The 25,682-nt window shown below is 40.2% G+C and carries 20 protein-coding genes; 7 read left to right on the forward strand and 13 right to left on the reverse strand.

All coding sequences use genetic code 11. The annotated features are described in order from the left end of the window. Positions 1–15 precede the first annotated feature (15 nt). From ACPUEN_RS18175 to ACPUEN_RS18185, 3 genes are all read left to right on the forward strand, one after another. Entirely contained in the window at positions 16–864 is an 849-nt protein-coding gene (locus tag ACPUEN_RS18175) for a serine O-acetyltransferase (RefSeq protein WP_425637346.1), read from the forward strand. 73 nt (positions 865–937) lie between these two features. After that, positions 938–1,813 (forward strand): cysteine synthase CysM, encoded by an 876-nt coding sequence (gene cysM / locus ACPUEN_RS18180; protein ID WP_425637347.1) that lies wholly within the window; start codon positions 938–940, stop codon positions 1,811–1,813. 225 nt (positions 1,814–2,038) lie between these two features. Beyond that, positions 2,039–2,575: a pyridoxamine 5'-phosphate oxidase family protein gene (locus ACPUEN_RS18185; RefSeq protein ID WP_425637348.1), complete on the forward strand. Its 537-nt coding sequence runs from the start codon at positions 2,039–2,041 to the stop codon at positions 2,573–2,575. A 66-nt stretch (positions 2,576–2,641) separates the two neighbouring features. Here the strand turns inward: ACPUEN_RS18185 and ACPUEN_RS18190 are convergent, their stop codons facing one another. The 11 genes from ACPUEN_RS18190 to ACPUEN_RS18240 form a co-directional block, all read right to left on the reverse strand. After that, positions 2,642–3,748 (reverse strand): acyltransferase family protein, encoded by a 1,107-nt coding sequence (locus ACPUEN_RS18190; RefSeq protein WP_425637349.1) that lies wholly within the window; start codon positions 3,746–3,748, stop codon positions 2,642–2,644. A 144-nt stretch (positions 3,749–3,892) separates the two neighbouring features. Beyond that, positions 3,893–4,342 carry a VOC family protein gene (locus ACPUEN_RS18195; protein WP_425637350.1) on the reverse strand — a complete coding sequence of 150 codons (450 nt, stop codon included), beginning with the start codon at positions 4,340–4,342 and terminating at the stop codon, positions 3,893–3,895. Positions 4,343–4,353: 11 nt separating this feature from the next. Further along, positions 4,354–5,448: a ferritin-like domain-containing protein gene (locus ACPUEN_RS18200; RefSeq protein ID WP_425637351.1), complete on the reverse strand. Its 1,095-nt coding sequence runs from the start codon at positions 5,446–5,448 to the stop codon at positions 4,354–4,356. Between the two features lie 11 nt (positions 5,449–5,459). Continuing rightward, the gene (locus ACPUEN_RS18205; protein ID WP_425637352.1) at positions 5,460–7,205 is read right to left on the reverse strand and encodes a hypothetical protein; all 1,746 of its coding nucleotides are present in this window, start codon (positions 7,203–7,205) and stop codon (positions 5,460–5,462) included. Between the two features lie 220 nt (positions 7,206–7,425). After that, the gene (locus tag ACPUEN_RS18210; protein ID WP_425637353.1) at positions 7,426–8,637 is read right to left on the reverse strand and encodes a class I SAM-dependent methyltransferase; all 1,212 of its coding nucleotides are present in this window, start codon (positions 8,635–8,637) and stop codon (positions 7,426–7,428) included. A 52-nt stretch (positions 8,638–8,689) separates the two neighbouring features. Continuing rightward, on the reverse strand, positions 8,690–9,061 hold the full coding sequence (locus ACPUEN_RS18215) for a VOC family protein (protein ID WP_425637354.1): 372 nt from the start codon (positions 9,059–9,061) through the stop codon (positions 8,690–8,692). A gap of 137 nt (positions 9,062–9,198) precedes the next feature. Next, entirely contained in the window at positions 9,199–9,657 is a 459-nt protein-coding gene (locus tag ACPUEN_RS18220; protein ID WP_111611477.1) for a DinB family protein, read from the reverse strand. 126 nt (positions 9,658–9,783) lie between these two features. Continuing rightward, positions 9,784–12,015: a BamA/TamA family outer membrane protein gene (locus tag ACPUEN_RS18225; RefSeq protein WP_425637355.1), complete on the reverse strand. Its 2,232-nt coding sequence runs from the start codon at positions 12,013–12,015 to the stop codon at positions 9,784–9,786. Positions 12,016–12,070: 55 nt separating this feature from the next. Beyond that, positions 12,071–16,987 (reverse strand): translocation/assembly module TamB domain-containing protein, encoded by a 4,917-nt coding sequence (locus ACPUEN_RS18230; protein WP_425637356.1) that lies wholly within the window; start codon positions 16,985–16,987, stop codon positions 12,071–12,073. Between the two features lie 261 nt (positions 16,988–17,248). After that, positions 17,249–18,619, reverse strand: coding sequence for a fibronectin type III domain-containing protein (locus tag ACPUEN_RS18235; protein ID WP_425637357.1), 1,371 nt, complete (start codon positions 18,617–18,619; stop codon positions 17,249–17,251). 71 nt (positions 18,620–18,690) lie between these two features. Further along, positions 18,691–19,299, reverse strand: coding sequence for a hypothetical protein (locus tag ACPUEN_RS18240; protein WP_425637358.1), 609 nt, complete (start codon positions 19,297–19,299; stop codon positions 18,691–18,693). 199 nt (positions 19,300–19,498) lie between these two features. Here ACPUEN_RS18240 and ACPUEN_RS18245 point away from each other — a divergent pair, with 199 nt between their 5' ends. The 3 genes from ACPUEN_RS18245 to ACPUEN_RS18255 all read left to right on the forward strand — a co-directional run bounded on the left by ACPUEN_RS18245 (position 19,499) and on the right by ACPUEN_RS18255 (position 23,731). Then, positions 19,499–21,877 carry a TonB-dependent siderophore receptor gene (locus ACPUEN_RS18245; protein WP_425637359.1) on the forward strand — a complete coding sequence of 793 codons (2,379 nt, stop codon included), beginning with the start codon at positions 19,499–19,501 and terminating at the stop codon, positions 21,875–21,877. Continuing rightward, entirely contained in the window at positions 21,877–23,046 is a 1,170-nt protein-coding gene (locus ACPUEN_RS18250) for a PepSY-associated TM helix domain-containing protein (protein WP_425637360.1), read from the forward strand. Before ACPUEN_RS18245 ends, ACPUEN_RS18250 begins: the two co-directional genes overlap by 1 nt. A 145-nt stretch (positions 23,047–23,191) precedes the next feature. Beyond that, positions 23,192–23,731 (forward strand): hypothetical protein, encoded by a 540-nt coding sequence (locus ACPUEN_RS18255; protein ID WP_425637361.1) that lies wholly within the window; start codon positions 23,192–23,194, stop codon positions 23,729–23,731. Between the two features lie 19 nt (positions 23,732–23,750). Here the strand turns inward: ACPUEN_RS18255 and ACPUEN_RS18260 are convergent, their stop codons facing one another. Continuing rightward, on the reverse strand, positions 23,751–24,314 hold the full coding sequence (locus ACPUEN_RS18260) for a Crp/Fnr family transcriptional regulator (protein WP_425637362.1): 564 nt from the start codon (positions 24,312–24,314) through the stop codon (positions 23,751–23,753). Between the two features lie 180 nt (positions 24,315–24,494). On the opposite strand from ACPUEN_RS18260, the gene ACPUEN_RS18265 reads away from it, so the two are divergent. Next, entirely contained in the window at positions 24,495–25,046 is a 552-nt protein-coding gene (locus ACPUEN_RS18265; protein WP_425637363.1) for an outer membrane beta-barrel protein, read from the forward strand. Between the two features lie 48 nt (positions 25,047–25,094). On the opposite strand, the gene ruvC is transcribed toward ACPUEN_RS18265, so the two are convergent. Continuing rightward, a complete protein-coding gene (gene ruvC / locus ACPUEN_RS18270; RefSeq protein WP_425637364.1) occupies positions 25,095–25,670 on the reverse strand; it encodes a crossover junction endodeoxyribonuclease RuvC in 576 nt (191 codons plus the stop codon). Positions 25,671–25,682 lie beyond the last annotated feature (12 nt).

The raw sequence follows: 25,682 nt of genomic DNA on the forward strand, positions 1-25,682 counted from the left end.
CCTAATACATTTTTAATGGAATCCTTTATTTCAAAACTTCACAAAGCTCATCAGGATTGTTCTGAATGCCCTTCACCAAAGGTGATTCAGAAGTTTTTTGAAGATACGCTTGGGCTCCTTTTCCCGGAGTATACCGTAGAAAAGATTGTGGATAGGTCACAAATAGAAGCGGCTTTACTTATTCTGCAGGATGATTTATCTTTTATTTTGGAGAGAAACCCTCATTTACATAAGGGCAAAGGTTCACAACTAGCGAAGGTCTTTTTTGATAATCTGGAACAGATTTATGATTGGATAAATCAGGATGTTGATGCCATGTATGCTGGTGATCCTGCCGCCAAGTCAAGGACAGAAATACTTAGAAGCTACCCAGGCTTCTATGCTATCGCAGCCTATAGAATTGCACATTCTCTTCTGGGCTTAGGTATCAATTTGATTCCAAGAATTATCACGGAATTTGCGCATAGCCGTACGGGAATAGATATTCATCCAGGTGCTACCATTGGGAAGCATTTCTGTATTGATCATGGTACCGGAGTGGTGATTGGTGAGACGACTATCATTGGGAATCACGTGAAGATCTATCAAGGCGTTACTCTCGGAGCATTGAGCGTAGATAAAGCGGATGCAGATAACAAAAGGCACCCGACCATAGAAGATGAAGTCGTGATTTATTCGGGAGCGACTATTCTTGGCGGTAATACGGTTATTGGGAAAGGCAGTACAATAGGTGGCAATGTTTGGCTGACGAAAAGTGTCGCCCCAAAAAGCAAAGTTTATTACCAAACTCAAATGTACCACGCAGACTCTGCTGTGACAGATATGTACGTTTTCAAAAATGATCAAGATGAAATGAGCCACTAGTATTTATTCTAGGAAAGAATAATATTTTAGCGAGCGAATTCCATGCGAGCAAACTACTATCAATACTAAACGCATGAAACTATTTGAACTTATAGGCAATACCCCACTTGTAGAGCTAGATCATATTCCAGTAAATCCTAAAGTCAAGATATTTTGTAAACTGGAAGGTCAAAATCCAGGAGGAAGTGTGAAAGATCGTGCAGCTTATAATATGCTTAGAAGTGCCATGGATCGTGGCGATATTAAAGCCGGAGATAAGCTAGTCGAAGCCACTAGTGGAAACACAGGAATTGCTCTCGCGATGGTTGCCAAGGTTCTTGGGTTAGAGATGACGTTGATCATGCCTGATAACTCAACCAAAGAGCGAGTAATTTCTATGGAGGCTTACGGAGCTGAGGTGATTTTGACCCCTGCGGCAAAGACAATTGAATATTCCCGAACTCTTGCAGAGCAGATGAGCAAAGAACGTTACTTCATGCTAGATCAATTTGGGAATCCTGATAATTACCTAGCTCATTACAAAACTACCGGCCCTGAAATATGGGAGGCGACTGATGGCGAGGTGACTCATTTTGTATCTGCGATGGGGACCACAGGGACAATTATGGGAGTTTCAAAATATCTGAAAGAAAGAAATCCTGACATTCGGATTGTAGGAACGCAGCCTACAGATGGTTCTAGTATTCCGGGAATCAGAAGATGGTCACCTGAATTTTTGCCGAAAATATTCGATCCTAGCCGCGTAGATAAAGTGATAGATGTAAGCGAACAACAGGCTACAGAAATGACGCGTAGAATGGCAAGAGAAGAAGGCATCCTTGCAGGCATGAGTAGCGGAGGAGCATTGCATGCTGCTATTGAGCTTTCCAAAACGTTGAAAGAAGGGGTTATTGTTTGCATTACCTGTGATCGAGGTGATAGATATTTAAGTTCTGATCTATTTGGCTAATTCCACCCTAGGAATCATTTTCCCCTATTGAGGTATAATTGCTATAAAATAGCTGAGCGGTTCTCTATTCTTAAATGAGGCATAATCTTTCATATCTGTCTCCTTTGGCGTTTAAGCTGGTTTTTGATTTGTTTAGAATTGTAGAGACCTTTTGGGCAGAGGGTTTGCATTATTTCAATTGTAATAATGAATGATTACAAATTGAAATTCTAAACCAACTATACCATGAACTCGATTAACGAAAACCAAGAGGAACAAAATAGGGAGGATTTGATGGGATCAGAAGCTGTTGAGAAAATCAGAGAGCTGATCGATAAATCTGGATCTTGCTTTTTTGTGACTTCTACCAGCCTTAATAATTCTCATAAATCCCGCCCTATGTCTGTTCAAAAAACGGATGATGCAGGTAATATCTGGTTTTTAAGTGCTAAGGATAGCATGAAAAACATGGAGATTGCTGCAGATACGGATGTTACACTATATTTTCAAGGTTCATCTTACTCCGACTTTCTTGAGCTTAATGGGCACGCGGTAATCACCGATGACCGTGCAAAAATAGAAGAGCTTTGGGACCCAACTGTCAAGGCTTGGTTTACCGAAGGAAAAGATGACCCTAGAATCTCAGTAATTCAATTTATGCCTGATAGCGGATATTATTGGGATAACAAACATGGAAATACCGTTGCTGGAATCAAGGTTTTGATCAGTGCTATTTCAGGGAAAACAATGGATGATTCCATTGAAGGAACTCTGAAAGTCTAAATAAGGCTACTATATAGATTAAAATGTGATCCAGTTTTTGGATCACATTTTTTTTGAATAAGATTTTTAGATTTTAAAGAAGATCTTCTTTTTGTATAGAAAATAGCATAGATACCACATTGCTCCTAATGTCAGAAAAGCTGTAATGACAGCAACTGCTGACTCCCCAATTCCAATTGAGTTTAGAACCCCACCGCTAAAAATCTCTACGAATCCAAACAACCAGCTATGTCCTAAAATCTCTGCAAAGAGATAAATGAAAATTGAATTCATGCCTACAATAACAAATGGGAAAACCCATGAATTTATCTTTTTGACATCTACCAGCCAATAGCAGAAGACTAATGCCAACATCGCCCAACCTCCGGAAGCAAAAGCAAACGAGGTGGTACTGATCCGCTTTACAATCGGTGTAATTCCTGCTAGATCCAATCCATATCCAATTGCTAATGCAAGTGCTCCAGCTATTGCCAGAGCTTTAATTTTTTCCTTTTCTGATCTTTTTGAAAGCAGTAAATTCCCGCAGATAGCTCCCCAAATCGTGTGTGCAGCAGTTGGGATGCAATTAATCGCTACCCACCCTCCGTTGTTAATTTTGCCCATCAAAATCATATCCATGTAATTCCCAAAGTTGGTACCGTGCTCATAGGGAACCTCAGGATTATATACTCTGTACATGATTTCCGTCAAGGCAAGAAGAGCCAGAGAGACGCCTAACTGTACTTTCCAAGACCTATCTAGTATGAAATAAGTGACCAGAATAGTAAAGGATAATTGAGTCAAGACATTCCAAAGCTCAAATACCAACTCACCCGAGTAGACGCAATGGAGACCAGTTCCAAATAAAAATAACAGCAAGCATCGCTTCAGAATGTGGCGAGTGACTTTACTCCGGTCACTGGCAATTACCATTCTTTTATTCAAAGAAAAAGGCATGGCCACTCCCACAATAAACATGAAAAATGGCTGGATCAAATCCCAAAATCGCAGCCCGTGCCATGGATGATGGGTGAATTGTGTGAAAAAAGGATGCAGGAATGCTCCTTCAGGATTAGCCTCCAAAAGTGTATGATAAACTGATGCTGCTTCAGCTACAAGTAAGAACATAGTTATTCCTCGAAATACATCTAGGGAAACAAGCCTGTTCTGGTTAGAAAGTTTCAGGTCACTCATGGGTATGGGTTTAGAGTTAGTGGTTTTTCTAAGATATGAAAAATGGAAATTTAAATTATTGTAAACTTGACCAGTGGAAATCAAAAAAGGGAAGAGGCTTTATTAGCGTCTTCCCTTAACTACTTGAATAGAATTATTGCTTACTTATTTCTCCTTCTCTTTTAGATTTTGTCTCATTACCAGAGAATTGTTGTCTGGGTCTCGAAAGAAGAAAAACCGATCTACGTAGCCTTCGTCTGATATGTTTTCAATTATAAATTCCTCATCAGAAACGGGATCTATCGCTACATTTTTACACTGAAGATATTCCAGGCCCTTTTTAATGTCTGATACAATAAGGCTTGGGACGGTTCCACTATCTGGTGGCGGGTCAAATGGCTTTTCTATATCAACAAATAACCCAATTGTAGATTTTAGTCCCTCACCTACATTTAGGTTCATCTGTATATAGGAGTTTTTTTCATAAGACCCACCAGCGTTAATTGTATACTTGTCTTCTACTTCATAGCCTAGGATGTCTCTGTAGAACGTAAGAGACTTTACCATATCACTTACTGAGATTTTGGTGACCTGCTGTTCATAGTTGAATGTCATAGAAGTTGAGTTCAGTGCTTCAGTTTGGCTTTTTCAGCTGGGGACAAATCTTCTCCAGTCACAAATTCAAAACTAGGTCCAGCCATAAATCCTGGGTGATTAGGATCCGGAGTTTTCAAAAGAGTTAAGGCGTATAGCCTAAGTGAAAACATCAACCCCATTGCTTCATTAATTTGCTCAGGTTCTCCATTGAATGTACGATGCAGGCTATTGAGCAAATACGTATAGGAATAGTTGAAAAACTTGCTGTTCACAAACGCTAAGGAATTCGTCGGATAATCTGACATTTTTGGGTTCGGCCACATATTCGGAATATGGGTACTGTCCAATGGAACCGGCGCTCCCGAATAGGAGTAGCCATTTTCTGCATTAGGATCTTTGACCAGTTTTTTGCCTTTGACAATCTCCTGAAACCGATAATAATGTGCAGGTTCTTCAATTTCAGAATCGTCAGGATTGACAAAAGGATCAGTGCTAGTACCTTCACCTTGATCTACAATGATATCTATTCCTCTAATTGCTGAATCTAAATCTGTGATAGGAAATAGCAGATTTGCTGGAAAGAACTTCTCAAAAGTCATTTGATCTTCAATTTTGCCAGTAAAAATTGTTTTCCCGGGACCTGCAGCTTCTTCCATTCGTTTTAATTTGTCTTTAATTTTTTGATAAAACTGTCCTATAGTCATCGGTTCTTCACTACCAGCATAATTAGCTAATGCCTTGATAGAGATAGGGTGTTCTGGCTCTTCAATGGACATAAAGACATTTTTGACCAAGTCCACCGAGAATTTCTCCAATGGAACAGTTAGCCCGGAATCAACGCCACCCGGTAATGGCCCCGGATAGGTAGGAATAAAATCAGGTTTATTTAAGCAAGGCTTTCCACCAATGGCTGTCAGTAAGTTACTGGCAATTGAAAGGTGTAGCATTTCCTCTCCGACCACGGAGCCTATGATATTGGAGATTTCATCATTTCCGGTATTGTGCAACGTGAAATTTGCAGTCAAATATGGCGGGATAGTTGAATGCTCGAGTTCTATGGCTGTTTGTACAGCATTTCTCAAGTCCTCGATTGAGTCGATAGTTATTTTTTTAAGTAAGATCATGAGTGGAGGGATTAAAGTTTTTTGTAAGTGATTTCATCCTTTTTTCCGGTTTGGCTAAGTATACCATCCAGGTAATTGAGAATCATTTGCTGTTTATCCCTCGAGAGATCTCGCGTCACAGGCATGTAGTTTGGATCAGATTTCTCTTTTCCGAAGACAAATTTTAATATCTCAGCATTTTTATCAACTACTTCTTGATCTGCCAGATTGAAAATCCCTTTTGACATCAATGGATAGAGATTGGCGTATTGCTGCATGGTAGGCTGTAAGTCTGACCAGGTCGGATTGTCGATCTTAGTTTGTTCCACGCTGTCAAAAACCAGCAGGCTGATGAAGTTATTCTGATTGCAATTGGAAAAATAGTTGTTGCTTAAATTATAGGCTATTCCGTATACCTGCCCATCTATATAGGATCTAGGATTGCCTGGATCGCCAGCTTTCACAGGTAAGCTTAGCTTTCCTTCAGCGTCGGTGGTTAAGGTTTCAGGGAAATCAATTGCTTCTACCGGAACACCTATAACTGGAGGGTTTGGGCCCAACGCATTGATGTTTCTTGCAAATGAAACCGATCGATTTGGTAAAGGTTTGCCTAGTGAAGAAGCGTACAATTCAGCTTGGCATGACTCTCCAGGGTTCAGGTAAAATACGGGGTAATCTGCACAAACGTATTCTTTGAATTCTTGAAAAACTGGAGTTGATTGTTTCGTAGATGCGATTAAGTCAGGATCGTTGGGATTGCTTGGAGTGACTATAACTAGAGGGTATTTTTCTGCTAGTTCAAATTGAATTTCACTTAGTGGAATGCTACAAACCCCAGAAGAGCCTAGGTACCAATCAGGCTCATGGTAGGGAATGTTTGCCAGAAATTCGTAGTCTGGATAATTCGTAGCTCCTTTATCAACAGCTAGAATTAGCTTATTATGTTGGGCTAAAACCACATGACCTGTAGATTTATCTACGTCGAACTGGAAGGAATTACTGAGATCGAGTGTAAGGCATTTTACTTGAGAGTCCAGCACAGCTGAGGCATAGCAGCTAATATTTGAATTAGTAGGGAAAAACTGCCTGCCAACGGTGAAATGCTTAGGTTCAGAAGTGGTGGACGGACCAATTGAGCCCACTATTCTTCCCAAGGTGAATTGAGGGGAAGTGTGGTCGCCATTGTATCTATCCACAGTAAACTGGATGGAAAGCTGATCAGGGCTGCACCCAAACAATTCTTTGAGATACCTGGAATTACTTTCTCCTATATCCCAAGTTATGTTTTTCAAAATAGACTGGTAAGTGGCGGATGCCGCTCCATCGTGGGTCTGATCCAGCGACCTGGTAAACCATAAGTTGGTAAATGCGGCAACTTCATAGTCGGCTTTAAATAGATCCTTTTCGCCCGAAACTAGTCTGACAATTAATCCCCAAAGCGCAGAAACACCCTGCTGTTGGGAGTCTAGATCCACTATTTTACCACAGACCTTGGAGTCAGAATCCATAATCGACATTCCGATGATGGGGTCATCTGCATGGTGAAACGTGCTGGTGCCATCCAAGTAGGTAACGCTTTTCACAGTACATCCTAGAAATCTCCAGTTACCTGTACCATCAGGATTCCACCAGCCATTTGCGTTCTTTCCTTCCGTGTATTGTTGATACTCAGGTCGGAATGATTCATTGTTGAAATGTGTGGGATCATTGTTGACCGTAGAGGGGTCAGCCTGGAATTGCCCCGAAAAAGTTAATCGGGGTGAGTTTAAATAAGACATTTTTATAAGTTTAAAAGATTAATAAAAAGTATAATCTTAAGTTAGTTGATGTCTTTTTTAAAAGCTAATAAATTAATTATAAATATCTGATAATAAGTTATTTAATTATTTATACTATCGAGATAATCCTATTATGGGGTTGGACAATTTCATAAAAATTTGATTATAAGAGTAGTATAATGTTGTTTGCTAATATATAATTGTAATATATATGGTTAGCTCAGTTGTTAAGTTCTTTCCTAATCCAATTTTTCATTTTGGGAAATTCTGTTGAGTCGCATAAGTCCATCCATACCAGTAATGGTAACCCTTTAAAATCCCCAGATTCATAGGAGTCAATTAGCATCTGAGCATCTCCTTTGTATCCATCAGGATGAAAGACTACTTCCGGATTAAGATTCAACTGCTTCAAGGCAGCATAGGACCAAAGCATCACGCCAATTTCATCATCTTGTCCTGGTGCTCTATATTCTTTGACATTACCTACAATTGTTTGTCGCTCTTCCTCGGTCATCAACGCGATATGTCCAGCTTCATGGAGTAAATCACCTGGATATAAAAGTGTTTCCAGATCATATAATAAAACGCCTTTTTCAATTTTTAGCCCAGGTAGGAAGGTGTTATCAAGTTTTTGAGATTTTGTAGGTGTTCCGATTTCCTCTAGGAAATCAAAGATGATTTTCGTGTTTTTGGCGTCTTCTTTAGAATTAGGTAAAGGTGTTTTCGCTTTAATCCCCCCAAAAGCCCCGAAGCACATGTTCTTATGCAGAATCTCAACTTGATTAAATCCTACCTGTTTCATCAGATCTAGCTGGTAATTCATTGATCTTGGCGAATCTTCCTTGGCTACATAAGCCAATACTTTTTCACGATAATCTTTTCCGCCTATTTCCTCTAGGTATTCACCATAGCGCTCCCACGTGTAGGCATTGAGCAAGTCAGTATCTTGCGTAATCAAATCAGATATCATGAGACATCCTCCCGGTTTGAGCAGCTTAAAAAGTTTAGCAAAGGTTCTTTCCCAGTCTTCATCTTCCCGAAGATGATGCAAAACTGCTCCAGCTAAAATAATGTCGAAACTTCCTTCAGGAAGCCAAATATCCCGTATGTCTCCTTGGAAAGCTGATACTTTACCTTGAGTTTCAGCTGAAACCCGTTCTACTGCTTTCTCAAGCATATTCCCACTTAAATCCACTAATGTGCACGACAGATCAGGAACTTTGCTAAGCATTTTCAATGCATAATTTCCCGCTCCGCAACCCACATCAAGAATACTTTCTGCTTTGGGGACGATTCGTTTCGCGGCTTCAGTAATTAGTTCCAGAGAAATCGTAGCATCGATAGTAGCCACTTGGCCTGTATCTAGATTTGAAAATCGTTCTACATCATTATCGAATCTTTCGCGGATTTCTGAGATACTTGACTTATTCATTAGTAAAGGTTGTGGGGTTAAAAATGACAACTAGTAATTTGAAATGGGTTGCTTATAAGTGCTGATCAAAAAGAATCATATTTCCATCTGGATCTTTGACTAAAAAGCTGCCTGGTCCTGATGAGTTCTCATCAGCCGGGTTGATGATTTCTTCGCCGGCAGACTTTAAGTGCTGCTGGATTTTTCTTACATCCAGGTATCCTTCCACTTCCTGAGCATTTTCATCCCAACCTGGATTGAAAGTCAAGATATTCTCTTCAAACATGCCTTGAAACAACCCAATCAGGGTACTTTCATTTTTCATAATCAAGTAATTACTTTCCATAGCTCCACCAAACTGGGTAAAGCCAAGGTTTTCATAAAATGCTCGTGAAGCTTCAAGATCTTTGACGCTGAGGCTAATAGAAAATGCTCCTAGTTTCATAGCTGTGTAGTTTATGTTTTTAGATGTATTTGCAGGGTTTGATTCCAAAAAAGAATTTAAGAAAAAACCTAGGCTAAAGGATGTCATTACTGCGCTGCTAAAAAGAACAAAACGGTTCATATCAAGATTGATTAGGTTTATTTAATGAATTTCAAGAGACTTATCATGGTGCCCAAATGCATGGCTTCATGGTAATTATTGAAACTTATTGCATCCTCTACCTTGGCTAGATGAAAGCCTTTGGATGTGGTGTAAGGTGTGTATTGCTGCAGTTTTCCTGTTGCAAAATCAGCCTTTGTCTGTGTGATTGGCTTGATCAGAAGCTCCTTGAATAGCTCAATGGTGTCCTGAGATTCGGGGATGCTAGGCTTAGTCCCGGGTTTATATTTTTGAAAAATATCATCAGAAATATTCAATGGTACATTGGCGAGTCCATAGACGAGGCGTTGCTGCACCACGATTACATGGCCGATATTCCAAAGTAAGTTATTATTGAAACCCTTTGGCACTTCATTCAATTGTTCCAAAGAATTGTGAATAAGAAACTTCAGGTAGATTTTCCGATTGTTTTCCCAGATGTGAAAGTCGTTATTCATAGAGGCTAGTTACAGGTTTTTATGCTCATGTTGCCAGAGCTTATTTTTAACAATATACTGAGAAAGTAAAAAAACAGCTTTAACTCGGTAAGCTATTCCGAAATAAAAAGTAGCAATCTGAGAACTTTAGAATGGATATCCAATGGCAAAGTTGAAGATCAAGTTTTGTTTTCTCCAAGTTTTGCTGCCTACATCAAAGCTATTTCCCCAGCGCTCTCCCTCTTCCAAATATGGTATGCGTAGTGGAGTCGCCAAATCGAAGCGAATCACAAAAAACTCAATATCGACACGTAACCCAAACCCAGTTCCTACAGCTAACTGATTCCACCAGTTAGATGTGAATTTACCGCCGGGCAAGGCTTCATTTTCGTTCATTAGCCAGACATTTCCTGCATCCATGAATAGTGCCCCTTTTAGCAAAGACACGATCGGGAATCTGTATTCTATATTACCTTCAATGCGCACATCTCCAGATTGATCGAAGAATGAATTGAGACTAAAGTCTTCAGGTCTGTATGTTCCAGGTCCTATGGAGCGTATTCGAAATGCCCGTACGCTATTTGGTCCTCCAGAAAAATACTGCTTGATGTATGGCAAAGACTGTGAATTGCCAAAGGGTAATCCGAATCCAGCAAAGAGGCGAGTAGCAATGGTTTGCTTTTTATCAATATTCAGATGATATCGTAGATCAAAATCCATTTTGCCGTATTGGGCATATTCCAGGCCCAAGAATTTCCCATCATCCTTCCCGGATATTTTATTGAGTAGATTTATCGTATTTCCGGCAAAGTCTAGCCCCAGTCCAAAGAAATAGCCGTGAGTCCTGAACCTGTCATTTAACTTGTTATAGTTAAAAGTGTAATTGATGCCTGCGATGAAATTCTGCTCAAAACTACGTTTCAAGAAGGGGTTGTCGTCCAAAATTTGCTCAAATTCAGGAGAAGTTTTACTGAGGTTTACTACGCTTACGCTGATCGGGTTTATCTCGTGATATGCAAACTGGTTAGCGTTCCAGAAATAGCCATATTTCGCTGAAATTGAGTTCAGACGGTAAAGTCCACCTCGGCTGAGGTATTCTGCACTAAGACCCATTTTGGTTTTAGGCACCGAGTAGCTGAACTTTTCTGTGATAGGAACGAAGAAGATGACCCTCGGGAAAATTAAATCAGCACCTAAGCCCAGCTCCAAGGATTGAAGCCCTTTCCTACCTTCTCCTCCAGCTATTTGGAACTCATACCCCACCTTTCCTGTCAAATTGAGTGTTTCCCCACCTTTGAATAGATTCCTGTTTCTATAAACCAAATTCAAAGCAGGGCCAGCGAAGTTGTTTGATTTGGATACCGCCAAAAGTTCAGCCCTTACGGAGCGTTTGGTCATCGGAGATAAATAGAAATTAGCAGTGAGATGACCAAGTGAGTCAGAAGTTGCTAACTCCTTATAGCGCAGATTTACAAACTTATAATTACCGATTGAGCTTAGCCTATTACTGGAAAGTCGGGAAAGGGTCGGGTTATATCGTTCATTCTTTTGAATCAGGATATAGTCATTCAGTAGTTTTGGCTTGAAGACTTTTTTATCCTGAATGAAGTTTTTGCCAGCTAGCGTTACCGTATCAGATTTCACACTGTTTTCGTCAATAGAATAATTTGGGAAGACATTGATAGTGTCTACCATATAGGGGATTATTCCATTGGATGGTACATTATTTTTCAGCCTGAGATAAAGCTTGAATAGCCTTGCGCTGTCAGAGATGTTTGTGTCTGCTTCGAAAATTAGGTAGTCGCTGTTAAAGTTGTAATAGCCTTTATCTTTTAGCCCTAAATCAATTCTGTTTCTTTCAGCGGTCAATGTTTGTAGGTCAAACCTGCTTCCGGAGTCGAGGGTAGTTTCCTTCATCAGCTCGATGATTACTTTTTCCAATTCCAGACTATCCCTTTCGACGACTACCTCTGTGAGTTTGTAAGGTTCCGAGATTGTAGCTGTGTAATCAACCTTAGCAAATTTATCTTTTCGAATCACTTCAGAATTTGTCGTGCTGTAAAAGAACCCTCGGTTTTCCAGTCTGTTTATGATGAGTTCTTCTGTTCGGCTTGGCGTTACTTGACTAAAATACACCGGTTTTTCTCCGATTTTTTTGTTTAAAAAGCGATTGATGAATCCAGGTTTTTCTTGAGTTCCTTTATAGTGAGCCCAAAGACCGATGTACATTCCCAGGAATTTTGAGTTTGGCTCAGGACGGAGAAGTTCATTCAATTCTTCCTCTACATCATCTAGTCCTTTGATATCTTCAACTTCCGTCTGGAGATTAAGATCGGCTCCTGTATAAAGGAATTCATCCTCGGGTATATACTTCTTCACGCTGCAGCCAATCATAGTTGCAAGTAGAATTAAATAGATAACCGATATGAACCTCTTAATCCTCATTTTCTTCCGATTCTTTAGCTTGCTTTTCCTTATTTTCTTCCAACTCATCTATCGGGTTTTCCTTATTTGGATCTATAGATGCCTTCCATAGTTCGGAGAATTCATTGAACTCCCGATTGAAAATTAAGCCACCGCCTGTCACGATAAGTTGCCCGTCAATGATACTTTCAAATTGATTTTTACGGAAAGCACGGATTCTCCAACGCCCATCTTCTGTGAGCAAGTATTCAAAACTGATATTTGCCAAGATAGAATTAGGCTGGTCTGAGTTTTGGGTACTTCCTTCCAGATCCATTTGGCTTCCTACCTGCACCACCAGGCGGTCATCAAAGAGAGTCTGCTGCGCATTTATATTGAGATCAGTCCTATTTTGTGCACTTCCCGATTGATAATCTTGATAGCTATCTACATCAAAGCCGACTTGGAACCCGCTGTCTCCAAAGAGTTTATTTGACAACGCATTCATCTGATCAGAAAGTACTTGACTCACCGAATTTCTAGCTATTGCCTCAGCACCGCCATTGGAACCATCACTACCAGTGGATGGGAAAAATCTATTGAGAACAAGCAGTGAAAATACCTGCTTGTTTAGCTCGTCTTCTTGTTCGTTTATTTGTAGTACTCGTGAATACACATTTCCTCCAAAGGCTCCCCGTTGATTCTCAGGCATGTCTAGTCTAAATGTGATTTCTGGTTTTAGCAACTCACCTTCCACATTAAGGTATACCAAGAAAGGAAGCTTTTGCTGATACTGAACTTGCGTTTGATTAGTGCTGCCAGTGAGCTGTGCAGACATAAGTTCAGAGGCTGCGGTTTCTACCCTATAAATTGCCTGAATGTCCATGTTTGCATCCATTGGATCCCCATTCCATGTGATACGACTCCCCTGATTTATTTCGAACTTTTTACTTACGAGATTATAAAGGGACATTTCATAGTTGCCTCCTGAGATCTCATAATTGCCACTCAATGTGATTCGCCCGTTAGGGTTAATATCCATTTGGAGGTTCGCATCACCAGCAATTTGAAGGTTGTCACCAGTGGAAGGATCTATTACTATGGTAAAAAGTGCTTCAGGATCTACAGTTAATATAGCTTGTATATCAAACCCAGAGAAAGCACTTGTAGTTTCTTCAGATTGACGCGTTAAGATATCATCTGGATTTTCCTTGTTAACGAATAAAACGACGCCCTGTCTTTCCACTAAGTCAATCTGAGATTCCGGAATGATGACTGTTAAGTCGGTATTGTCTTTTACTCCCAGATTTGCCTTAACTACTGGCATTAGCAAATCTCCTTGGATAGTGACATCTGCATCAAGAGATCCTGTGCCATATATCAATTCATTCTCTTTATCAGTAGAATTCACTGCCATGAAGTTTTTGGCGGTAAGCTTCAGGTCGAATGTTGGGTTGATGTAGCTTTCTGTGCCTACCGTACCGTCAATAATGAAGGAGTTACTTTCAGCGTCTCTAATGGTGAATTGATCAAAATAAACTCCAGCATTGTCCACCTTCAGGGTTTCATTAGATAGAATGTATTTTGTGCTGAGTTCAGCTGGCACGAATGAAGTCTCATTAAACTGAATCTCTCCTGTGTATTTGGGATCATTTGTTGTCCCGTTCGCTGTAATAGTCCCAGAGAGAAAACCTGTGGCATCCAAGATTTGATTTTGAGAAATGGCAGCTACCTTATCCATTTCTATTCTATTCAGATCTAACTTCAAGTCAAAGTTTCCCCCTGTTTCATCTGCTACAAAATCTCCTGTTAAGTCCAGGTCAAATCCACCGTCTTTCAACCCAAGTTTGATAATATAATCACCAAGACTTTTTGCCGTAGCTTCCAGGCTGAGGTTGCCAAGCGGTACATTTACGACTTTAAGACTATCTACTTTTAGCTCGCCCATTAGCCCAGTTGCGCCGAAAGGGTTCTCTACAACCAGTCGACCATCCAATTTTCCTCCGGCAATAATTTCTGTGGGATTCAATAAACTGGTAATGGTAGAAAGTCTGAAATCCCTAAATACCATTGCAATATTTTCGTCTGTAAATCCTTCAACATTATTTACAAAGGAGATTTCTTGATTTCCTTTTGTGAACTTAAAATCTCTGAAGTCGAGACTTTCGCCAGAATAGGCTACCAGATTATTATCCGCTATAGTCCATTCTTCTCCCTTCAGAATTAAGTCAAGAAAAGAAATATGATAGTCGATCGTGTCACCATTCAGTCCAATGTCAGAAGCCACATGGTACTTTAGTTCATCTTCTTCGAACGAATTAAAATCCAAATACATTCGGCCGTCATCTAAATCACCAGTCAGGAATGTTTTGCCGATACGCAAAGGACCTGAGGTCAAATCGTGAAAACCTACATAAAGGTTGAGGTCTTCTTTGTTTGAGTTTATTCTCAGTCCCAAACTATCCACTTCCGTACCCGAATAGTTAACATATGGAAAGGAAATATCAGCTGTAAGAGAATCTATTTTTTGAAAATAATCAACCTTAATTCTTGCCGAGTCAAATCTTTCCACTCCTTGCAAAAGGACATCATTGAATAAAGGATCATCCGAGATGCTCAAATCCATATTCATGACTATTCCTCGATTGCCAGTCAAATTTACCGAGTCGGCTTTATCTAAATATTGTCGAAAATGTTTTGAAATGGCTGCAGTCAAATCAGTGATATTAGTATTAGTTCGGACAAAACCATTTAGAATTTTACTGGAAATAACTGCGTTGGTAGAATCTTCTCCCACATTCGCATCGATCGCAACTTTTCCAATTGGATAATTTGCTTCATCATATAATAAAATCCCATCCTGCAATTGAGCTTTAAGCTCAAATTCATCAAGATTCCCATTAAATTTGGCGTCTAACTTTAGCCTTGCTCTGGCACTTTTATCAATAAGCCCAAGCTCATAGAAATCAGCTCCTATTAGGTCTAGATTGAGGTCAATTTTTGAATTTACTGAGTCAAGAACCAATTTGGTTATCAGCTCAAAATCTAAATACTCTGAATCTAATCCCGCCTCTAAATCTCCTGCGCCATCTGTTAATTTACCCTCTAGTTTCAATCCTGAATAATCCGAACCATAGAGTCTGAGACGATCAAATGTGGAGGATAATTCCGCGTTTAACTCATTCAGGCTAGATCCTGTACCAGTAGCTTTGATTTCAAATGTAAGCGTGTCCAGTTCTGGTTGATTAAGAAGATTACCCAGTTGCAACTGGTTCACTTTGAGGTCTGCGCTGAAAGCTATGCTCCCGTTATCTTGGTAAGAGCCATCAAGCAATACATTTCCCATGCTCGTCTCCAAATCCAGGTTGGCCAGAAGGTCATCTAGCATTCCGCTGGTATTTGCTTGTAGGTCGATCTGCTCAGGAAATTTGATTCCATACTCCTCTTCCTTGACGAATTTCAGTAAGGTTTCTCTAGTTGTTTGAAGATTTATTTCAGGGAAATCGAATGCAAGCTTCTCTACCTCCAATGGGTTTTGAACCGTTCCATTTGCCTTGAAGATACTTTTGCCCCAATTCAGGTTTAGGCTAGGGATATCCATCGCTTTGAGGTCTCCCTTTGCTATAAAATCCAACAACACCGGGGCTTTTGAAAGCTCTCGTATAAGTGTGTCCTGCGCCAGTGTTGGGTCAAAAAAGTAGCTGTCCCGTACGTCCAACGCAGATTCTTCAACAGTTACGTCAAATTTAAGAGTCTCATAATTATCGATGAGTGCTTGAATGGATGGGTATTCAACAGCTAGTTCTGCGTTGAGTTTACTTCGATTGGTAGCCAGCACCAAGTTCTCAACCTTAGCTGAATTATTGCCAGCTTCAAAGGCAAAATGGAATTCGTTTAGGTTAAAACCACTTCCTTCTTGGAAGTGCAACTCCTGTAGGATTAGGCCTACTTTTTCATCTTTTAGGTAAAAATCTTCAGCATCAAAAATCAAGTTTGAAAGGGTAATAAATTCAGGATTGAATTCACCTTTTTTGATTTGGACATCAGCAGATTTATATTCAATGTCAGTCGAATCAATTGTTAATTTATCAGCTTCTACTACCCAATCAGGCCATACAAATGGAGTAGAAGGACTTGAAGTGCTAGGTTCAATAGGCGTAGGAATCGAGAAATCATGAAAAAGAATGGTAGAGGATTTTAAGTCCAAGGTTTTCAGCTTGACTGTTTGAGTTTGCAGATCAGCTTCAGGCAGTTCAATAAGTAAATCGCCAATCTGGACTTGTGCTTCCTGATTATCTGGTGCACTGGCATAATCCGCAGACACATCTATCAATCTGAATTCATCCAGATTTAAAAGAGGCAATAATGTTTCCTCCGAAGATTCTTCGGTTGGTGGGAAAGGCTTAGTCTGGTGGTATTTGATTTGGGTGTTTTGGAGGGTTATTTTTTTAATGTCAAACTCATATTTTTCAAAATCAAGTCCAGGGATGGTGACCTCTAATTCACCTAACCTAAGTGCGGCATCTATTCCCATCACTTCATCTACAAATGTGATGTCAAAATCCCTTAGTGAAATAGGTGAAAGATTGATTTTGAGTGGGGCAGAAGCAGTCGTATCGGCAGTAACAGTTTGCGTCGAATCCGCAGATTGAGAAGCAAAAGCCTCAATAAGAAAGGCGAAGTTGAATTTTTCGGTGGTTTCACTTCTACTCACTCTGGCGACTAGACCTTGCCATTCTAGCTTGGTTACATTGATATTGCCTGAGGATATTAAGGGAGCAAAAGCAAGACCAGCTTCAAGGTTTTTGGAGTAGATTAAGGTGTCTCCATCAGTGTCTTCCAAGTATAAATCTTCCAGATAAATATTACCTGAAAAAGTGATGAAAAGTCGCTTTACAGATACTTCAGTGCCTGTTTTGTCCGAAACATAACTAGTCGCTTTATCCACAATTATCCCCTGACCCCAAGGGCTACGAATAAAGAGAATCAGGGCACCAACTATCACCAGAATAGTAATAATTGTGATACCTAGAATTTTTAAAAGTTTGGCTAAAAAGCTTTTAATGGAATTGAGCGTTTAAATAGTGGCGTAAATGTACATGTCCCTAAGACTATAATGGGGCAATAAATAAGCCAGTTTGCCTAGTATAACCTATACTTTTAACCTGCCTGCTCTTTGTTTTGTTGAGATAATGGATTTACATAAGCCTCATTTACTCCCCTTTTTGTAAGTCCGCATGTACTCTGCCATTTCTTCGGGAGTCATTTTCTTTTCAGATCCTGGGGTTAATTCTATTGCCTCTTGAATTGCTTTATCGGCTCTATCGATGAATTGCTTTGGCTGATTTTCTGTCTTGATCAGGTCGAAGGCATCATATAAATCTCCTGTGGCAGTGTATGCCCCATAGCTAAGTCGATCTCCTTCTATGCTGATCAATTGGAATAATTGGGTGTTCGAAGCTGCCCGATCCATCCACTTGTCAAAAGTCAGATTGTACATTTTTGGTCCACTGACTGAAACTACGTAAACCGGACCTTGCGCTGCAGGATCTTGATTGGCTACTCCTGAAGGTAAATTTCTTCCTCTACCATACGAATGGTCATGTCCTTGAAGCACCAAATCCACTTTGTATTTATCAAAAACAGGTTTGAATGCCTCTCTAAATTCTTTGTTGTCACGACCGGTTCCTGAGGAATAAATCGGATGATGAAAAGTGATGACTGTCCATTTTTGCGTGTTATCAGCAAGTACTTTTTCCAACCAAGCTCGCTGGGTCTCCATGGATTTTTCATTTTGAACTATCTCCTGTGAGTTCAAAGAAATCAATCGCAAATCTGAATAATCGATGTAATAAACAGTCTCCGAAAACTCGTTTGGGCCATTTTTAGGAAATGTAAATTGCTTTTGCCAATGATAATCCAACACCAACGTACCATCTTCTTCGCTGTCATATTCATGGTTACCAGGAGTGCTTACACTAGGGATCATCGCATTGATAAATCCCCCAGCATAGTTCCACTCACCCCATTCGGAGTCGGATTGCGTGCTGTTGATGAGATCACCTGCGTGAACCATGAATGCCGCTTTTGGAAGGTTGGAATAGGCCTGCCGAATAATTCTTGACCATTGAGATTTGAGATTGTTTTGCGCATCTCCAAAATAGGCGAAAGTAAAAGGTGTCCCCTTTTTTGGTGCGGTGGTAAACTGAAACCATTCTGACCACGTGCCTTCATTTCCCACACGATAGGCATAGGTTGTTGCTGCTTGAAGCTCCTGAAAAGTAACCGAATGGTAGTTTGCTGCTACACTATCTACCTCGAGAAATTCAGTGCTTGCAGGCAACGTCTCGACACTGTCTAGATAAATTGGGGTATTTGGGGCCAAAATGAATTGTGCCTTCGAAACTTTCACGTCAGGAGAAGTTCTCCAAGTGACAGATTGGGTGGTCATCGGGTCATCAGACCAAGTAAGAATGATGCGGTCAGGGAATTCTGAAGGCTTAAAATTCTGAGCGAAAAGTGCAGATGAGGATGCTGCAATAAACAGCATGGTCAAAGCAATCTTAATAGAGGTGTGCATTAATTCAGAGTTTTAGTAAAAATATTTATGTAAAGAAGCCCATAAAAGAGAAGTTCTTTTCAAAAGCTGTATTAAGTAATTCTTAAATCATCCTTATTAGTCAAAATCCTATCTACTCGAAAGCTTAATCCGGATAGGGTAAGACCAATCAAAACTATCGCGCAGGCAACTATCCAATTCCAATAAGAAACCGGAATTGCAAAAAGTTGAAGTGCAAGGCCTGCAAACCAAACGAGGTGACCATTTATAGTCCGTATTTTTCTCACTTTAATATCATGACTGCTTTTGCCTTCATCAAGAAGAGGTCTGAAGAAATCTCTGTATTGCCAAAGTAAAATTAGATCCAGAACTAGCAGGAAAGCCAAGACAAGCGGCGTTCCGCGCCACTGCAAGGAAATAGTCACCATCAATATATTTCCAATCAAAGGAATCATCATAATGCTACCGAGTAATTTGTATCGTGTAGTGACCAAAAGATATCCTATTATGATTTGGCTGAAGGCTATAAACTTACCATAGAATCCTAATCCATAGGGTTCCAGTTCTTCGATCAACCATACCGGCCCAATCCATCCAAAAAACTGGTGATCATGAAAAAGTTTTGCCATACCAGCCCCCCAAAAGGTGAAGCCAAGAAAAATAGAGATACCACTTAGAATCAGTTTCGGAATAGTATTCATGTGAATTTTAGAAAATCTAAGTACTCAATTTATTCAAAATCCTCTTAATAATGGTTTGTCCAATGGTTTGATGCAAAATTATTGGAGGAATTAGATGCATAACTGGGGCGTAATATTTTTTTTAGATTAATTCTAAATAGTGCTTGTTTAGAATTAATCTAAGTAATAGGTTTGTGAAATATTTGAAAGTTAAAACAACATGAACCTTAGAAAACTTTACCTATCCGCTCTATTTTATCTCTCAATTATTGGCGCATTCGCTCAGTCAGCAAGCATCAAAGGATTTGTAACTACCTCGGATAATCAGCCGATGGAATTTGTAAATGTAGGGATTCAAGGCCTTGCAAAAGGAAATGCTACTGACAGGAATGGTTTTTTTGAAATCAAGAACATCGCTCCAGGAAGCTACACTGTTTATGCCTCATTTGTAGGTATAGAAAAGCAGGAGAGAACTGTCCAGTTAAGTGCTGGCGAGACGCTTTCTGTGAATTTCACGTTGTCAGAAAGCTCCACAGATCTCTCAGAAGTAATCGTCACAGATCAGACATCCAACAGGTTTTATGCGGATAGCAATTTCACTATTGCTAAACTTCCTTTAACAGACTTGCAGAATCCTCAGGTTTACAACTCTGTTTCTTCAAAGCTTTTGAAAGAACAGGTGGTGACGAATATGAATGATGCCTTGAAAAATGCGACAGGAGTGACACGGCTTTGGGAATCAACTGGGCGTGGAGGTGACGGTGCAGAATATTATTCTATGAGGGGATTCTCGGTACAGCCAACTATGGTGAATGGAATGCCAAGCTTGAATAATGGTGGCCTTGACCCAGCAAATGTGGAAACTGTAGACGTAATTAAAGGTCCATCTGGGACACTTTTCGGAAGCTCGGTGATTTCTTATGGTGGGTTGATTAATATCACCACTAAGCGTCCAACCGAAACTTTTAAAGGTGAAGTCGGCTTTATCACGGGTAGTTATGGATTGAACAGAATCACAGGTGATGTGAATGTGCCGCTCAATGAAAATGCATCCATGCGAGTGAATACCGCATACCAGTCAAACAATACGTTTCAGGATGCAGGTGGAAGAAACTCCTTTTTTATCGCCCCCTCATTCAAGTTTCAAGCAAGTGAAAGACTTTCTTTTTTGATCAACACAGAATTTTTGAATGCTAATTCTGTGAATGCTCCAATGATTTTCTTAAACAGATCAAACCCTTTGACTTTTGACTCAATTGAACCATTTGAAAGAAATTATGAGCGGTCCTTTACCGGAAACGAATTAAGCATTAACAACAGTTCTTACGCACTTCAGGCTCAGGCTTTCTATAAGCTTTCCAAAAACTGGACTTCTCAGACGGTAGTCTCTAGAAGCACGACCAAGACTGACGGATATTACCACTATTTATTTGACGGAAGCGATGGGGACTCCTTCTATAGATATATTTCTGATCGAAATGGACAGACAATTTCTACTGACATCCAGCAGAATTTCATCGGGGATTTCAAGTTGGGATCAATGAGGAATAAACTTATCGCAGGTGTAGATTACTACGATCAGGATATTCTCAACAGCAGTAGTGGATGGGTTGGGAATGGCGTAGTGACACTTTCTGATGGAAATGATACTGGAGTATTGACTCAGGCTGGAGTTGACGAATTGTTGAAAGATACCTTTGAGGGAAATACTACTGGTAATACCCGAGTATTAAGTGCGTATGTGTCTGATGTGATTGAATTGACTTCTCAGCTTTCTGTGATGGCAAGTATTAGAGTGGATAACTTTAAGAATGAAGCTTGGGGCGATGATACCAAAGAAAATACCCAGACTGCTGTTTCTCCAAAATTTGGCATCGTCTATCAGCCAATAAAAGACAAGGTTTCCATCTTTGGTAACTACATGAATGGCTTCTCTAATGTGGCTCCAACCACCGTGACTGATGCAGACGGGACCAATGCAAGATTCAAGACTTTTGATCCTGAAAATGCCAATCAGTACGAGTTTGGAGTGAAGACAGATTTATTAAAAGATAAGATCACCGCCACTGCGAGCTATTATAATATCACGGTAAAAAATCGTGTGATGACCGATCCTAACAACATCAATAATTCCATTCAAGGAGGTGAAGTGGTGAGTAAGGGTTTTGAATTCAGTGTGATTGCGACCCCTGTGGTAGGCTTGAATTTGGTAGCTGGTTTCAGCCATAACGACGCCGAAGTGACGAAGGATTATCCAGAAAGCGGTTATTTGGGAATGCGGCCAGAAGAGGCAGGTCCAGCTGATTTGGTAAACTTCTGGGCAAGTTATTCTTTCTCAGCTGGGACATTGAAAGGATTCGGTCTTGGCTTTGGTGGAAATGCTGCAAGCGAGCACTTAACTCTCAACAGAGATAATATTGGGTCATTTGCATTGCCGGCTTACCAAGTATTTAACGCATCTCTTTCTTATACAGGATCGCAATATTTCTTAGCCTTGAAAGTAAACAATCTGACAGATCAGAAATACTATTCAGGTTGGTCCACAGTGACTCCTCAGAATCTTCGAAACCTATCTCTAAGCCTTAATTATAGATTTTAATGAATCTAAAAAAGACAATAAATAAGCTTCACCTGTGGCTCGGACTTTCGTCCGGGCTAGTGGTGTTTATAGTGGCAGTGACTGGATGTATCTACGCTTTTCAGGCTGAGATCAAAGATTTGACGTATTCATTTATGTCTGTCGAGCCTCAGGAAAAAGCTGTTTTGCCACCCAGTGAAATCAGTGAAATCGCACAGGCAACCTTTCCCGAAGGGCATCTTCATGCGATTCTTTACCCTAAGAAAGAAAAATCTGTTCAGGCGATTTTCTTCAGCTACGGGGAAGGAAACGATCACTACCAGATTGCTTACATCAACCCTTATTCAGGCGAAGTACTCAAGCTAAAAGATGAGTATGCTGACTTTTTCCGAATAGTTTTGGATGGGCATTTCTATCTCTGGCTGCCTCCTGAGATCGGACAACCCGTAGTGGCGAGTTTTACCTTGATCTTTCTTTTTATGGTGATCTCGGGACTGATTCTTTGGTGGCCAAAGAAAAAGAAGAATCTGAAGCAAAGTCTGAAGATAAAATGGTCTGCTAGATGGAGAAGAAAGAACTACGATTTGCATCAAGTGCTAGGCTTCTATGCCATGACTTTTGCCCTGGTTTTTGCAATCACTGGTTTGGTTTGGGGATTTGTATGGTTTAGAGACGGAGTTTATTTCGTGGCTTCCGGAGGGGAAAAGTTTGTGGAGTACTACAATCCACTTTCGGATTCTACGAAAACTTATCAGGGTGAGATTCCCGCTTTGGATGCAGTCTGGATGAAAATGAATCAGGAATATCCGAATGCAGATTGGATAGAAGTGCATCCCCCTGAATTCGAAGGTTCGGCGCTTGCCGCCAATGCCAACCCGGATGCTATGACTTATTGGAAATCGGATTACCGATATTTTGATCAAAATACCTTGGAGGAAATCCCAGTGACGCATTTTTACAATCGGTTTGAAGAGGCTACTGTGGCTCAGAAAATCATGCGGATGAACTACGATGTCCATGTAGGGGCTATAGCTGGTTTGCCTGGAAAAGTCTTAGCTTTCTTATTGAGTGCCATAATTGCCTCACTGCCAGTGACAGGTTTTATGATTTGGTGGGGAAGGAGAAATAAACCTAAAAAAGAGCCGGTCGCTGAGATTAAGGAGGTGAGGCGTGAGTTGACGGAGGCTTGAGTTCAAGTAAAAAGTTGTAAGGTGGAAAGGTTGTAAAGTTTAGCAACCTTTCTTTTTTGAGACTGAGTGATAGGGTATTTCTTGGATAGGTAAGGGTTTAGTTTTTGTCAAAATTCATTATTTTGGTGGCCTAAACATTTCTAAAATGGCATCAGCAAGTGAACTAGCTCCGGGTAGCAAATTAGTACATCCAAAATTTGGGACAGGAATGATTCTTTCTGTGGACGACACCTATTATAAAATCTACTTTTATAACACTGAAGAGGTGAAAACCCTCGCCAGAGATTACGAGGGTTTTACCGTGGAGGAAGCTAAAGTTCCGGACTTCCCGATGCTGACGATGAAGGATGTAGAAAAGGCAATCCGTGAAGCTTTAATTCAAACTTCTGAGCGAGCACCGATTGTACCTCTCGGGGGTAAATGGATGGGTGGAAATGTGGTTTTTGAGCCAAATGATAAAAGTCTTCAGCCAAAAGAAATTCCTATGGCTACTTTCTTTCATAAGATTGTGATGGTGAGAGAGAAACTGAGAGTTTTGGAGCAAAATATTAATAATCATCCCAAACTTGACGACGAAGACCGTATTAATATGCAGCAATACATTACCAGATGTTACGGCTCCTTAACTACCTTTAATGTGCTATTCGCGTATAAGGAAGATCAGTTCAAGGGAAGTGGGAGCTGATAGCTGTTTTTTAGAAAAGCTAGATTCTTGCTCTAATTCTACTTAGTGTTTCTATCGTCATATCCAGGAAAGAAGCGATTTGTCCTACAGATGCCTTGTGGATCACTTTTGGCCGGTATTGCATCAATTCGAGGTATCTTTCCCTAGCAGTTTTGAATTTGGTGAAGATCTGTTGCTCCTCCAATACTATATAATATTGCTCCAAGATCATTCTATAAGCACGTTCAAGTTCTGGGAATTTCAAAAAACAAGCTTGGAGATTATCGTAGGAGATTTTGAATACCTTACTTTTTTCCATGGTTTCAATGTTTTCGTAAGAAGGTTTCCTCGTAATGAAAGAATGCATTGCGGTGACAAACTCTTCATCTAATGTAAAAGAAACAGTAATATCCCTGTTGTCACGGATATAATAACTTCTGGCAGAACCTATCGCTACAAAATAGAGGTACTTGCTTATTTGCCCTTCTCTTTCAAGTAAGTATCCTTTTTCTACTTCAAATTCTTCTAGGTGACTGGCGAATGCACGCTTTGCCTCATCACTTATGGTAGGGAATTTGCTGAATAAGGTTGAGAAATTTTCCATTAGTTCGGTATTAAAAAGTAACAGCAGCCAATTTTAACTTGTGACCTTTAGCATAAATTTATGCGGTTAATTTAAAAAGAAGCTATCTAAGGCTTGTCCTAATTCAGGAATTATATCAGTTTTTAATGATCAAACCGTTGTTTTTATACTGGAAATCGCATTAACTAAATCATAACTACCATGAAAAATATTTTAGCATTCGTTTTCTTCCTAGGCCTGTTTGCTACAGCAAATGCACAATTCGGTGTTCGTGCAGGCTATAGCAGTGCGAGTTTCTCTGATTTTAATTCTGACGCACTCTCCGGGTTTCATGTAGGAGCATATTACAAGATAGGTGATGGTTTTCTGGCTGTGGAGCCAGGAATTCAATATGCCCAGAAAGGGTACACGAATCTTATGAACGGATCTCCATCTACAGATAAAGAGCTTTTGAATTATGTGGATGTTCCCGTCTTAGTCCGTGTTAATTTCCTTCCATTCCTAAATGTTTTTGCTGGTCCACAGGCTTCAGTATTGGTGTCTAGGGAGCGGAAATTTTCAGATGGAAGTACAGAATCTACCACGGAGCCTATCAGGGGGTATGATATAGCCGGCGTAGTGGGTGTAGGAGCAAACTTACCGTTGGGTATCAATGCACAGTTGAGCTACGACATTGGCTTCCAAAGTGTCAATTATTACAATCAGGATGTGAAAAATACTGTTTTGAAAATTTCTTTGGGATACGATTTCTAGGAGATTTTGAAATCGAATAGTTACTCAAACCCGGTTCGCGCCGGGTTTTTACTTTTTAACCCTGGTTGGATTATCTTCAATAAAAGACTTCCATCCAGCATTTCTTCCCTTGGTCTGGATTCTTCCTTCATGAAAATGATGACAAAGTGCGACAGCTAAAGCATCTGTAGCATCCAACATTTTTGGAAGTTCAGTTAATGAAAATAATGTCTGAAGCATTGCAGCCACCTGTTCTTTGGAAGCATTTCCATTTCCGGTTACAGACTGTTTCACTTTTTTAGGAGAATATTCGGTGATAGGGATGTCTCTCGCCAAAGCTGCTGCCATGGCAACTCCCTGCGCCCTACCAAGCTTCAGCATGGATTGCACATTTACTCCAAAAAAAGGAGCCTCTAGGGCTACGCTGTCAGGTAAGAATTCCTCTATTATACCTGTAATTCGTTCAAAAATCTTCTTAAGTTTCAACTCATGCGTTTCATACTTTTTAAGGTGAATTACGCCGTATTGTAGGAGTTTATATTTTTTGCCTTCAGTCAAAATCACGCCATAGCCCATGACGTTGGTGCCTGGATCAATCCCTAAGATGATTTTTTCCTTTGATGCTTTTTCTTGTTCTTTGCTCACCCCCGCAAGTTA

The sequence above is a fragment of the Algoriphagus yeomjeoni genome (genome assembly GCF_049821175.1).
Taxonomy (GTDB): domain Bacteria; phylum Bacteroidota; class Bacteroidia; order Cytophagales; family Cyclobacteriaceae; genus Algoriphagus; species Algoriphagus yeomjeoni_A.